Annotated in this window: 11 protein-coding genes and 1 pseudogene; 7 read left to right on the forward strand and 5 right to left on the reverse strand. The window is 68.5% G+C overall.

Annotated features, from left to right (window positions below; all coding sequences use genetic code 11):
* Nucleotides 1-30: 30 nt before the first annotated feature.
* Nucleotides 31-876, reverse strand: coding sequence for an LLM class flavin-dependent oxidoreductase (locus ABZO29_RS04675; RefSeq protein WP_367318838.1), 846 nt, complete (start codon nucleotides 874-876; stop codon nucleotides 31-33).
* A 327-nt stretch (nucleotides 877-1,203) separates the two neighbouring features.
* Between ABZO29_RS04675 and ABZO29_RS04680 the strand changes: the two genes are divergently transcribed.
* On the forward strand, nucleotides 1,204-1,875 hold the full coding sequence (locus ABZO29_RS04680; RefSeq protein ID WP_367318839.1) for a DUF2278 family protein: 672 nt from the start codon (nucleotides 1,204-1,206) through the stop codon (nucleotides 1,873-1,875).
* Between the two features lie 9 nt (nucleotides 1,876-1,884).
* On the opposite strand, the gene ABZO29_RS04685 is transcribed toward ABZO29_RS04680, so the two are convergent.
* Nucleotides 1,885-3,252 (reverse strand): cytochrome P450, encoded by a 1,368-nt coding sequence (locus ABZO29_RS04685; RefSeq protein WP_367318840.1) that lies wholly within the window; start codon nucleotides 3,250-3,252, stop codon nucleotides 1,885-1,887.
* A gap of 93 nt (nucleotides 3,253-3,345) precedes the next feature.
* Nucleotides 3,346-4,494, reverse strand: a complete 1,149-nt coding sequence (locus ABZO29_RS04690) for a terpene synthase family protein (RefSeq protein WP_367318841.1) — start codon at nucleotides 4,492-4,494, stop codon at nucleotides 3,346-3,348.
* 1,383 nt (nucleotides 4,495-5,877) lie between these two features.
* On the opposite strand from ABZO29_RS04690, the gene ABZO29_RS04695 reads away from it, so the two are divergent.
* From ABZO29_RS04695 to ABZO29_RS04720, 6 genes are all read left to right on the forward strand, one after another.
* A complete protein-coding gene (locus tag ABZO29_RS04695; protein ID WP_367318842.1) occupies nucleotides 5,878-6,300 on the forward strand; it encodes a hypothetical protein in 423 nt (140 codons plus the stop codon).
* A gap of 467 nt (nucleotides 6,301-6,767) precedes the next feature.
* Nucleotides 6,768-7,529 carry a DeoR/GlpR family DNA-binding transcription regulator gene (locus tag ABZO29_RS04700; protein ID WP_367318843.1) on the forward strand — a complete coding sequence of 254 codons (762 nt, stop codon included), beginning with the start codon at nucleotides 6,768-6,770 and terminating at the stop codon, nucleotides 7,527-7,529.
* 91 nt (nucleotides 7,530-7,620) lie between these two features.
* Nucleotides 7,621-8,976: a sugar ABC transporter substrate-binding protein gene (locus tag ABZO29_RS04705; protein ID WP_367318844.1), complete on the forward strand. Its 1,356-nt coding sequence runs from the start codon at nucleotides 7,621-7,623 to the stop codon at nucleotides 8,974-8,976.
* 78 nt (nucleotides 8,977-9,054) lie between these two features.
* The gene (locus tag ABZO29_RS04710; protein ID WP_367318845.1) at nucleotides 9,055-10,014 is read left to right on the forward strand and encodes a carbohydrate ABC transporter permease; all 960 of its coding nucleotides are present in this window, start codon (nucleotides 9,055-9,057) and stop codon (nucleotides 10,012-10,014) included.
* Entirely contained in the window at nucleotides 10,011-10,898 is an 888-nt protein-coding gene (locus ABZO29_RS04715; RefSeq protein ID WP_367318846.1) for a carbohydrate ABC transporter permease, read from the forward strand. The genes ABZO29_RS04710 and ABZO29_RS04715 overlap by 4 nt, the downstream gene beginning before the upstream one ends.
* A complete protein-coding gene (locus ABZO29_RS04720) occupies nucleotides 10,895-11,884 on the forward strand; it encodes a zinc-dependent alcohol dehydrogenase family protein (protein WP_367318847.1) in 990 nt (329 codons plus the stop codon). Before ABZO29_RS04715 ends, ABZO29_RS04720 begins: the two co-directional genes overlap by 4 nt.
* A gap of 177 nt (nucleotides 11,885-12,061) precedes the next feature.
* Here ABZO29_RS04720 and ABZO29_RS04725 read toward each other — a convergent pair.
* Together ABZO29_RS04725 and ABZO29_RS04730 are read right to left on the reverse strand one after the other, a co-directional pair.
* Nucleotides 12,062-12,304: pseudogene (locus ABZO29_RS04725) on the reverse strand (RICIN domain-containing protein); the annotation flags it as partial.
* Nucleotides 12,225-12,950 (reverse strand): GntR family transcriptional regulator, encoded by a 726-nt coding sequence (locus tag ABZO29_RS04730; protein ID WP_367318848.1) that lies wholly within the window; start codon nucleotides 12,948-12,950, stop codon nucleotides 12,225-12,227. The pseudogene ABZO29_RS04725 and the gene ABZO29_RS04730, both read right to left, overlap by 80 nt.
* Nucleotides 12,951-12,957 lie beyond the last annotated feature (7 nt).

Consider the following 12,957-nt stretch of genomic DNA (forward strand, 5'->3'; position numbering starts at 1 on the left):
GGGACCGCCTGAATGTCTGCGGCCCGGCCGTCACAGAATGTCGGCGAGGCGGTCCACCTGGTTCGGGTCCAGGCCGTAGCAGTAGAGCATGACCTCGTCGGCGCCGAGGCCGGCGAAGGCGGCGATCACATCTCTGATCCGGGCAGGCGTGGTGAGCATCCCGGCGACCATTCGGTCGGCCATACCGGTGAAGGTGTAGTAGGCGTGCATGGCGGCCCGGGCGTCGTCGATCACACTGTGCGGGCCGAGCGCGACGTTGGCCTGCGCGACGATGCGGGGTTCGCCGTCGCGGCCGTATTCCTTCCAGAATGTGCGGACGGTGTCGAACAGGCCGCCTGCCCAGGAGGGCGCGGCGGCTGCGAGGAATCCGTCGCCCCAGCGTGCGACGCGTTCGAGCGCGGCGGGCTTGAAGCCACCGAAGAGCACTTCGGGGCCGCCGGGCCGGGCCGGTGCCGGCCCGATGGGGCCGGCACCGGCACCGTAAGGTTCGCCGGACCACAGGCGGCGCATCACCGCCATCTGCTCATCCAGACGCCGCCCTCGAGTGCGTTTGTCGGTGCCCGTGACGAGGTGGTCGTCGTCGCGCCCGCCGATGCCCAGGCCGAGGACCAGGCGGCCACCCGTCATCCGATCCACGGTGGCGGCCTGCTTGGCGAGCAGGGTGGTGTCGCGCAGCGGAGCGAGCAACACCTCGGTCTGGACCCGGATCCGGGAGGTGGCGCCCGCGAGAACGGCGAGGGCGACCAGGGGTTCGGGGTTGTCGTACACGAGCCGGTCGAGCAGACCGAGCGTGCTGAAGGGCCCGGCGTCGGCGCGCTGGGCCCAGGTGAGCAGGGTGGCAGGGTCGCCGATGGGCAGACCGATACCGACGTTCATGAAGGAGACCTCCGAATGGAAGGGTCGGCAAAACTGCTGCCGCCCCTCCGGCACCTCAGTGAGGTGGGACGCTTCCGTTCTGCGGCGTGCATCTGGGGAAGGTCGCATCGAAGTGATCTCACCGTAGGGCGAGGCGGCTTCGTGAACAAACCCTTTTCTGGGCCGCCTCTGACTCCCGCTCACCAGGGCCACCCCTCACGGCGGCCCGTACGTGCCTCGGCGGAGGCGGCGTCTTGGCGGGGCGCCTTCCCAACCGCTCCGGGGCACACTCGCACGGATCGTCACCACCTCGATGCGCAGCGTGGTCGCGGGTGGTTCACTGTCGGCATGCCCTTTGAACACTACGGCGTGCTCTCGGGAACCCTGTACCGGCACTATCGCGACCGGCCGGACAACCAGGGCCGCTGGTTCCACGTCAACGTGGAGGTGGATGCGCCGGATGGGCGCTACCACTGTGCCGTCGACGTCGACAGCCACAAGTCCAACGTGGGTGTGCAGTGGAAGGCGTTCACCCTGGACACCATCGATCTCGGGCCGGTCCATGCCTTTGCCCCCGGCTACCACGACCTCGCGTCCACGCCGGACTCCGGAGCCCTGGACTATCTGCGCCATCCGGCACTGGTGGACCGGTCCGGCGTCCTGTTCCAGCGCAGGCCACCCTCCTGGCTGCAGGACCTCCTCGACCTGGTCGGCTCGCGGCCGTGGCAGGCGGGCTCCAATGCCGACGCCGCCACCGCGTTGGAGGCGATCCTGGTAGCCGGGCAGCGCATCCTCGTCTTCGGCGAGCCGTTCGACAACGATCCCGAGGGGGACCTCGGGATGCACAACGTCCACCAGAACCAAGGCGACCCGGCCGGTTCCCAGTGGTGGGCGGAGAACGGGATCTGGCAGGACGGCGCGACGCTGACCCAGCGCTCCGACGGCCGGTACGACGTCTTCCTGAACAAGTTCTCCAGCCAGGCGGGCCACACGGACAGCGCGGGCCACCCCGTCGCGTGAACACCGCGGTCAGTGGTGGGTCCCGTGGCGTCGTTCCAGTCGCAACAGCGGGCTGTTGGGGACCAGACTTATTCGGATGCGTGGTCTGATCGGGCGGTGCGAGACGGGCTTCATCTTCCAGCCGGCGGCGATAGTTGACAGGGCGAGGGTGGCCTCGGTGAGGGCAAAGGTGTCGCCCATGCATTTGCGGGCGCCTTCGCTGAAGGGAATGTAGGTACCGCGAGCAGGGCGCGGTCGCCCAGCCCACCTGTCCGGATCGAACCGTTCCGGCTCGGGGTGGGCGCCGGGCTGGTGATGGACCATGTACGGGCTGTAGACGATGGTCCGGCCGGCGGGGATACGGCAACCGCCCAAGGTGGTGTCGGTGGTGGCGGCCCGGGTGAAGACCCAGCCGATCGGATACTTGCGCAGGGTTTCGTCGATGATCTGCCGGGTGTACGCCAGCCGGGGCAGATCGTCGGCTGTTGCGGCCCGGGCGCCCAGCACCGTGTCGACCTCGGTGTGCAGCCGCTGCTCGACATCGGGGTGACCGGCCAGGATGTGAAAGACCCACGCCAGCAGATTCGCGCTGGTCTCTGCCCCAGCGATGTAAAGGGTGGTGATCTGGTCGACGAGTTCGTCGTCGCTCAGAGCCGAGCCGTCCTCGTCGCGGGCGGCCAGCAACGCGGACAGCGCATCACCGCGGTCGGTACCGGCCTGTCGGCGGTCGGCGATGATGCGTGCGCTGAGCGCGCGCACACGCCTGCTCGCCTGCGCGAAACGTCGTTTGCTGCGCAGCGGAATCCAGTCCAGCGCCACCGGAGTGAGCATCCGCGGAATCATCAATGACATCAACTCGTCGACACTGTCGATGAATTCGCTGGTCGTGGTGTCGGACTCGCGGGTGGAGAACAAGCACTGGGTCAGGACTCGGGAGGTCAGCCGCGCCATCGCGCGGCGTACGTCGAGGATGTGCCCGTCGGCCCAGTCGGCTGTCTCCCTCACTGTCTGTTCGACCATCACCTCCGCATAGCCGGGAAACCGTGCGGGATGGAAGGCCGGCTGCACAAGGCGCCGCTGTCGGCGGTGATCGGCGCGCGGGCACGTCCCTACGCCGTTTCCGGTGAACGCACGCACCCGCTCGAAGAACGGGCCTCCTTTGTCGAAGTCCTTGTCGCTGAGCAGCATTTGGTGCACCAGCTCCGGATGGCACACCACACTCACCCGCATCGCGCCGATCGTGATGTCGACGATGTCTCCGTGGGCCGGCAGACCGGTCAAGAAGCCCAGCGGGTCCCGCATGAGTCGCGGCGCGTGCCCCAGCAACGGCCATGCGCCGGGGGCGGTCACCGCGGTGTAGGCGGTCGCGGTATCCGGCACGTCGGACGAGGCGGCCACGGTTTCCTCCAGTAGGCGTCTTTGGTGCTGGGAGCATGGGGCACTTGCGGTGCCGGTCGGCCGCCGGGCGGCGGGGACCACCTCCGACCGGGTTCAAAAGAGGTTCTGATCGGCTGGGTGGCACACGACCCGGCCGCCTGTGAACTCCCCGTTGAAGTCGTTTCCGTGGTAGCGAGGGTTGATCATCAGGAAGCGGAGGTTCCCGGCCTGGATGGACTCCAGCGCCCGGCAGTACTCGCGTACGGCGGGAGAGGCGCCCTCGGTGAACCAGGCGTCGCGGACCCGCAGATACTCGGCCTGCTGGTCATGGATCATGCCGACGGTGTAGTTGACGGCCTGTTGCCAGGTGTGTCCGTGGCCGAACCTCAGGACCGGGATCACGTTGAGCTGCCGCCGCAGGTGGTCGCGCCGGTAGGTGACTTCCTTGCGGAAGGAGTACAGGTCGTTGGCGAGCCCGCAGTGGAGGCTGATGGCGAGCCGCATCTGTTCCATGCGCGGATCGGTGATTTCATGCGGTGCCAGCGGGGTGGTCGTTTGGTCCAGGGCTCCGGCCATGAAGACCTGGATGGAATACGAATGGTCCCGCCAGGCCAGGTAGTCCGCGAGGCTGATGGTGGCGGCGGTGTCCGGGGTGTCGAAGCCGGCCTCCTCGCGAACGAAAGAACGAGTCATCTGCGCCATTGCCCGGCAGAACAGGTCACGGGCTGCCGGGGACATCAACTGCGTCAGCTCCAGGGTGACGAGTGCAGTGGCCTGGACCGCCTCGGAGAGCCCGAGCTCGGTGATGGCCTGGGCCGGGTCGGCGGAGTCGGTGATGATGTCCAGACAGTGCAGCAGTTCCTGCCAGGGTGCGGACCGTTCCTGGGCTGTGGCCCGGTCGCGGGTCATGCGCCGTTCGTTGATGTCGTCGATCATGACCCACGCCATGATCTTCCGATTCCATGCCGTCAAGGTGGTCCGGTCGATACGTGGGTAGACCAGCGGCCCCCACATGTGCAGCAGGGAGTTACGGATGTGCTGCCACCAGCCGGTCACGTGGGGATAATCGGCGAACGTGTCCTGCAGCCATCCGTACAGATCTTGTTCCAGGTCCTGGTCACAGTGCGGGTTGAGTTCCCAGGCGAAGGCCGAGGTGACGGCGGGTAAGTTGTAGGAGATCACGTCGGTGGTCGTGTCGGTCGCCGCGCCCCTTGCCAGGGGTGAGCGGGGCCGGGGCAGTGACCGCGGGACGATGTCGGGCATCGACAGCTCCGTTCGCGCGTGCGAGTGGTCCGTGGATTCCGTGAGCGGTCGGCTGGGCCAGGCGGTGAGGCGCTCGGTGGCGCGGGGGTGGGCGGCCACGGCAGGGTCCAGCGCGATGCGGAGCCGGCGGATGGTGTCCCCTGACGTCCCAGCTCCGGCAGCCGGCCGACCGCCGCCCGAAGGCCCGGTTCGAACCGGAGACAGCGCGTCGCCCCGAACGCCTGCCCCATCCGGCACGACCAGATTCTCCCCTTCATACGGCGACTCCGGCTCCCCCCTCAAGAACTCCTCAGCCGTGATCACGCCCACTCTGCCCCGGCAAGCCGCTGGTCGCCCTCGCAGCCAGGGCCCGACGGGGACGCCGAGAGCCGACACAAAGCCTTCGAACACCAGTCATATAACCAGCAGTTGGGCCGCAGCACCACGGCCGGATCGCAGAGCGCGCGAGATCCGCAAGGCTTGCCGAGGCCGTAACCACACAGAACCCCCAGGGGAACGCAGCCCCGGCGGCCCTAGGCGTAGCCCGGAGTCGGGGCGAGACCTGGGCGCGTCCCCTCACCCGCGCCGCCCCTGACGCGCACGAGCAGCCACGGCACCGAACCGCCGCGCTTGGCCCCTGCACCACACCGCCGACGAGCGGTATGCGGCAGTGGCCTGTCCTGTCGGACTGTGGTGCGGCATCAGCCGCTGCGGATCCACTGCCCAGGCCCGCGCGGCCAGTTGTTCCCACACCCGAGCCGCTGAGGAGACCGGCACGGGCCCCAACCTCGCCACAAGGACAGCTCCCACACCGAGGCTGAGACCCAAGCCCACGTACCCCCGCACGGGACGGCGATGGGACCGACTGAAGTTTCTCGACATGGCCGCACGTTACGGCCGCACATGCTCCACCATCATGCGTCCCCGTACTCAAAGATCCTCTAGGTATTCGGTGAGCCGCACCGCCGTGCTGTGAACCGGCCGCAAATGCCCGGTGCGTAGCGGCCGATCAGGCGTGGGGCGACGCGCTATTCGGCGAACGAGAAGTACAGGGTGAGCTCGTGGTCGCCCGTCGCCGTGGTGGGGCCGCTGCTCGGGCCGAGCGCTGCCGGCGCGTCGAACCAGGAGTACCCCTGGGCTCGTGGCTGGGGCAGGTGTCCGACGGGCGAGGGCCGTTCTGGGTGCCGGCAGTGCTGTCAGCCTGCGCCGCGGCCGTCGTCGGCCGGTTCGTCCCCGACGAGCCGAAGCGGCAACCGCCCTCCGTCCGGGCGGAGTTCGCCGCGCTGCGACAGTTCCGCGTCTGGCTGATGCTCGGCTTCACAGCCCTGATGCTGGGAGGTGTCCTGGCGACCTACAGCTGCTTCTCCCCTGCTCACCGATCGGGCCGGCGTTCCTGCCGGGGCCGTGCCCCTGGTCCTGGCCGGCTACGGCGTGGGCGCCCTGCTGGGCACCACGCTCGGCGGGCGCGTGGGCGACGAGCGGCCACTGGCCACCCTGGTCACGGCGGCCACCACGACCACGCTGATCCTCGTCCTGCTGGTGTTCTTCGCCACCACTCCGGTGGTCACCGTCGTCCTGCTGACCCTCCTGGGAGTGACCGGCTTCGCGGCGACCCCGGTGCTCGGCGCACTCGTCATGCGCTTCGCCGGCTCCGCACCCACCCTCGCCTCCGCACTGAGCAGCGCGCCGTCCAATGTGGGAGTGACGATCGGCTCCTGGGTGACAGGCATCACCCTGGCCTCGTTCCCGCGGCAGACCGGCCCCCCGCTGGTCGGCGCAGCGGCGGCCGCACTGGCCGCCGTACCACTGACCGCCCCCTTGTGCTGATGGGCGCCATCCGCTTCGAGAAACGCCCGCCTCACCCCGCTGAGCCGCAGCGTCCGTAAGGCCGTCGCACACCTTCCAAGCCAACCGGTTCACGGTGATGTCTCGGGCGCGTCCCCAGCGGCGTGGTCACTGCCCAGGAAGACACGGAGCCGACCCCGTGGGGGCCTGATGTCCGGTCCGGATCCCGGTCCCGCCCCGGGCCTCCGGGAAGACGGGCAGCAAACGGGCACACCCCGGTCGGCAAGCGGGCAGCAGCCTCCCGAGCCGCGAAGCCATCCACCGCATTGTCCAGGGGCTCCGCACTTTGGAAAACGGGCGCATTCGGTCATGAACTGCTCTACGACGAACCTGGTCAGTACGGGCAATCGCCTTGTAGAAATTTGGCCATCGGAGCCCGAACGGGACGGGCTCCGGAAATTCAGCCGGCGCGGGCACAACGCGCAGAGCCGTGAAACGGAGGTGTCGCCGTGGACGCCGAGGAACGAAGACGCGGAATTCTGGAAGCGGCACGCCGTTCCGGATCCGTGGATGTCGGAAAGCTCGCCGCCGACCTCGGAATCTCCAAGGAGACCGTGCGGCGCGATCTGAACCTCCTGGAGGCACACGGGCTGGTCCGCCGTACCCATGGCGGCGCCCATCCCGTGGAGAGCGCGGGCTTCGAGACCACGCTCGCCTTCCGAACCACCATGCACGTCCCCGAGAAGTCCCGGATCGCGGCCGCCGCGGCCGCACTGCTCGGGGACGCCGAGACCGTCTACCTCGACGAGGGCTACACCCCGCAGCTCATCGCCGCAGCCCTCCCCCGCGACCGGCCACTGACCGTGGTCACCGCCTCGCTCACCACCGCAGGTGCGCTGGCTTCCGCCGAGAACGTCACCGTGCTGCTGCTCGGCGGCCGGGTGCGTGGCGGGACGCTGGCCACGGTCGACCACTGGGCGACCCGCATGCTGTCCGACTTCGTCATCGACCTGGCGTACGTCGGCGCGAACGGGATCTCCCGCACGTACGGACTCACCACGCCCGATCCCGCGGTCAGCGAAGTAAAGGCCGAGGTCATGCGGGTCGCCAAACGCCGGGTATTCTCCGGCGTCCACACGAAATTCGGCGCCGTAAGTTTCTGCCGATTCGCCGACGTAACGGATTTTGAGGCCATCGTCACCGACACGGGGCTGCCCACATCCGAGGCCCACCGTTACTCGCGACTGGGTCCCCAGGTCATCCAGGCCTGAGCCGCAAGTTCATCTCCGTTCATCTCCACATCCCACCCCGCAAGGCCGGGGCCCTGGTTCCCCACGCTCTCGAACACCCCTGGAGTCAGTCATGCGCACACGAAGAGTGATCCACGTCCTCGCCACGGCCACGGCCGCGGGCTCGCTGCTGGTCGCCTGTAGCGGGGCGGGCGGCTCCTCGAGCTCCGGTGGCGGCGGCAAGAGCATCAACGTGCTGATGGTCGGCAATCCGCAGATGGAGGACATCGCGAAGCTCACGAAGGACACCTTCACCAAGGACACCGGCATCAAGGTCAACTTCACGGTCCTGCCCGAGAACGAGCTGCGCGACAAGGTCACCCAGGACGTCGCCACCCAGGCCGGCCAGTACGACGTCGCCACCATCGGCGCCTACGAGGTACCCATCTGGCAGGAGAACGGCTGGCTGCACGAGCTCGGCTCCTATGCCGACAAGGACGCGAGCTTCGACAAGGCCGACCTGCTCAAGCCGATGGTCACATCCCTGTCCGGCTCCGACGGCAAGCTGTACGCCCTGCCGTTCTACGGCGAGTCGTCCTTCCTCATGTACAACAAGGACGTCATGCAGGCCAAGGGCATCACGGTGCCCGAGCACCCCACCTGGCAGCAGATCGCCGACATCGCCGCCAAGGTCGACGGCGCCGAGCCCGGCATGCGGGGCATCTGCCTGCGCGGCCTGGCCGGCTGGGGCGAGCTGGGGGCGCCTCTGACGACCATGGTCAACACCTTCGGCGGCACCTGGTTCACCAAGGACTGGAAGGCGCAGGTCAACAGCCCGGCGTTCAAGCAGGCCACGAACTTCTACGTCGACCTGGTCCGCAAGCACGGTGAGGCGGGCGCGGCGCAGGCCGGGTTCACCGAGTGCCTGAACGCCATGAGCCAGAAGAAGGTCGCGATGTGGTACGACGCGACGAGCGCGGCCGGGTCGCTGGAGGACTCCTCCTCCAGCAAGATCGCCGGGCATGTCGGCTACGCCTACGCGCCGACCATGGCGACCAAGTCCAGTGGCTGGCTGTGGGCGTGGGCGTGGGCCATGCCCAAGACCACGAAGAACGCCGACGCCGCCTCGAAGTTCATGCTGTGGGCCTCCAGCAAGGAGTACGAGAAGCTGGTCGGCGAGAAGCTGGGCTGGTCGCGGGTTCCGGCCGGCAAGCGGGCGAGCACGTACCAGATCCCGCAGTACCAGAAGGCGGCCGCGTCGTTCGGTGACATCACCCTGAAGTCCATCGAGGGCGCCGACCCGGCCAACCCGGGCGTGCAGCCCCGGCCGACCGTGGGCGTGCAGTACGTGGCCATCCCCGAGTTCCAGGACCTGGGCACCAAGGTCACCCAGGAGATCTCCGCCGCCATCGCCGGCAAGGCAAGCGTGGACAAGGCACTCGACGACGGCCAGAAGCTCGCCGAGGACGTCGCCAAGAACTACCAGTGACCGTCACCGCCCGGCCGGCTCCGACGCCGGCCGGGCACCGATTCCCCACCCCGGCCGTCACCGGCAGAGGAACCTCTCATGACCACGCTCACCGCTCCCCCCAAGACAGCACCACCACCCAGTCGCCCGCGCCTTGCAACCAGCGTCAGCAAGTGGCGGCGCCGTGTCCCGCTGCTGCCGGCGCTGGTGTTCACCATCGTCGTCACTCAACTGCCCTTCGTGGCCACGCTCGTCATCTCCACCCTCCAGTGGAACGTTCTCAAGCCGGGCGAGAGGCACTTCGTCGGGCTGTCCAACTTCAAGTTCGTCTTCACCGACGAGCGGCTGCGCAACGCGGTGCTCAACACCGTCGTGCTCACCGCGTCGGTGGTGCTCATCAGCGTGGTCCTGGGCCTTGGTCTGGCAATGCTGCTCGACCGCCGGTTCATCGGTCGCGGGCTTGCGCGGACGATGCTCATCGCGCCGTTCCTCGTCATGCCGGTCGCGGCGGCGCTGCTGTGGAAGCACGCCCTCTACAACCCCGACTACGGCCTGCTCAACGGCACTCTCAACGCCGTGTATCGGCTGTTCGGGGCCGCCAACGGTCCGACGATCGACTGGGTGTCGTCGTACCCCATGCCCGCCGTCGTGATCTCGCTGGTGTGGCAGTGGACCCCGTTCATGATGCTCATCCTGCTGGCCGGACTGCAGGCCCAGCCCGGTGACGTCCTGGAGGCCGCGAAAGTCGACGGCGCGTCGGCCATGGCCACCTTCAGGCACATCACCCTGCCCCACCTGCGCCAGTACATCGAGCTGGGCATCCTGCTCGGCACGATCTACGTCGTGCAGACCTTCGACGCGGTCTACACGATCACCCAGGGCGGCCCCGGCTCGCAGACCACCAACCTGCCCTACGAGATCTATTTGACCATGTTCCGCAAGTACGAGTACGGCCAGGCGGCCGCCGCCGGAGTCGTCGTCGTGCTCGGCTCGATCGTGATCGCGACCTTCGCGCTGCGCACCATCGCGTCGCTGTTCCGCGAGGAGGTGTCCCGATGACCGCTCACGCAGCAGTCGCCGCGCCGGGCGCGAGGCTGAAGAAGCTCGTCCGCCGCCACGACGACCCCGGCGGTGCACCGCGACTGTCGCCTCTGTGGACGTTCGTCGCCTGGCTGGCCACCCTGGCGTTCTTCGCGCCGGTGGCGTGGATGGTGCTCACCTCCTTCCACCAGGAGGCGGACGCGGCCACCAACCCGCCGACCCCCTTCGCCCCGCTCACCCTCGACCAGTACGAACTGCTGTTCAGCCGGGACATCACCCCCTTCCTGCTCAACTCGGCCATGGCCAGCGTGATTTCGACGCTGCTGGTGCTCGCCCTTGCGGTACCGGCGGCCTACGCGCTGTCCATCAAGCCGGTCAAGAAGTGGACCGACGTGATGTTCTTCTTCCTGTCCACCAAGTTCCTGCCGGCCATCGCGGCCCTGCTGCCGGTGTACCTGATCGTCAAGGACGCCGGGATGCTGGACAACGTATGGACGCTGATCGTCCTCTACACCGCCATGAACCTCCCCATCGCGGTGTGGATGATGCGCTCCTTCCTCGCCGAGGTCCCCAAGGAGATCCTCGAGGCCGCCGAGGTCGACGGCGCCAACCTGCTCACCGTCCTGTGGCGCATCGTCGCCCCCGTCGCCATGCCCGGACTCGCCGCCACCTCGCTGATCTGCTTCATCTTCAGCTGGAACGAGTTCATGTTCGCCGTCAACCTCACCGCCACCCAGGCATCCACCGCACCGGTCTTCCTCGTCGGCTTCATCACCAGCGAGGGCCTGTTCCTCGCCCGGCTCTGCGCCGCCGCCACGTTGGTCTCCCTGCCGGTACTGATCGCCGGTTTCGCCGCCCAGGACAAGCTGGTCCGGGGCCTGTCCCTAGGAGCAGTCAAGTGAAAGCCGCTGTCATCGAAGCCCCCGGCAAGGTCACCGTCACGACGGTGCCCGACCCCGCTCCCGGGCCGCGCCAGGTCGTGGTCGATGTGGCGGCCTGCGGGCTGTGCGGGACCGATCTGCACATCCTGCAGGGTGAGTTCGCACCGACCCTGCCGGTCGTGCCGGGGCACGAGTTCGCCGGGGAGGTCGTGGGTCTCGGCAGCGAGGTGACCGAACTCGCGATCGGTGACCGGGTCGCTGTGGACCCCTCGCTGTACTGCAACGAGTGCCGGTACTGCCGGGCGGGACGCAACAACCTCTGCGACCGGTGGCAGGCGATCGGCGTGACCGTGGCCGGTGGCGCCGCCGAGTACGCCGTGGCGCCCGTGGCCAACTGCGTACGGCTGCCGGATCACGTGGACGTCCAGGACGCGGCGCTGATCGAGCCGCTGTCCTGCGCGGTGCGCGGCTACGACGTGCTCAGCAGCAGGCTCGGCTCCCATGTGCTGATCTACGGCAGCGGGACGATGGGCCTGATGATGCTGGAGCTGGCCAAGCGCACCGGTGCCGCCTCGGTGGATGTCGTCGACGTCAACCCGGAGCGGCTGGCGACGGCTCAGAAACTGGGCTGCTCCCAGGCCGGGCTCTCGGCCGACGAGTTGGGGCGACCGGGTGGCTGGGACGTCGTGGTCGACGCGACCGGCAACGCCGCGGCCATTCAGGACGGCCTGGAACGAGTCGCCAAGGCCGGAACATTTCTGCAGTTCGGGGTCTCCGACTACGCGACGACGGCCACCATCTCGCCGTACCGCATCTACAACCAGGAGATCACCATCACCGGCTCCATGGCCGTCCTGCACAGCTACGAGCGCGCGGCGGAACTGTTCGCCACCGGGGTACTCGACCCCCAGGTGTTCATCAGCCATCGGCTGCCCCTGACGGAGTACCCGCAGGCACTGGACCAGTTCGCAGCCGGCCAGGGACGGAAGATCGTCGTGCTGCCCTGACCTCGGCCTGGCGCTGCCGCACCACCAGGTCCTCCTGGCGCTCCGGATCGCGATGCGGGCCGGAGCGGTCAGGAGGCCCTGTGCGAGGCCCGATGGTGGGGGCGAGGGCCGTTCATTGATGCGTACGATCTTCCACTGCTGGTCGTCGACGTTCAGGTCGTTCCACTGGACCACGGCGGCGCCGTTGCTGGTGGAGGACTGGGCGACACCGGCGTTGAGGCCGCTGTTGACGTTCCTCAGTTCGTAGTAGCCGTTGCCCGCGTCGGTGAGGGTCCACTTCTGCGAGTCGGCGGTGGAGGACGTCTTCTGCACGACGGCGGCTCCGGCGGTGGTGGAGCCGTTACGGATGTCCAGGTTGAGGTTGCTGTTGACGTTCTTGATGGTCCAGGCCCCGCCTCCGGCGGACTGGAAGGTGAACAGCCGGCAGAAGCAGGCCGAGTTCGCCGTGGCCCGGTTCGGTGTCCGGCATCAGGACTGGCCGTTGCCGGCGATCCCCAGCGCAGTCCGCGTGGCCGTGGGTTCGTACTCCGGGGCGATGTCCGCCAGGCTCCGGGTCCCCCAGGCGCAACGCCTCCAGCAGCGCTTCGTGGTCCGTGCGCGCCCGGGCCCACGAGCTGGGCATGCCCAGCTGGGCCAGCCGGATGTAGCGCTCGCTGTGCTCGCCGAGCGACGCCAGCATGCGCTGCAGCTGCGGCCCCACGGCCTGGGTCGCGATGCCGTGGAACTCCTTGTGCGCGGGCCATTCGTCCGGCCGGTCCTGGCCCGCCAGTTCCTGCATGCGCTTCAGCGCTTCCCCCATACGCTCGAGGTCCCCGGACGCGAGCGACTTCACCGTCACGCTCACCGCGAGGGTCTCGAGCATGATGCGAGCCCCGTAGACGCCGTCCAGGTCCTCGGGGACGACTGTCCGCACCCTCGGCCGCTGATCGGGCCGCGCGTCGATGAGCCCCTCCTCCTGGAGCAGCCGGAACGCCTCACGCATCGGCGTACGGCTGACGCCCAGCCTCCGTGCCATCTCGGCCTGGGGCAGCACCGACCCCGGGGGCAGCTCACCGCTGAGGATCATGTCCCGC

The organism is Streptomyces sp. HUAS ZL42 (assembly GCF_040782645.1).
Classification (GTDB): domain Bacteria; phylum Actinomycetota; class Actinomycetes; order Streptomycetales; family Streptomycetaceae; genus Streptomyces.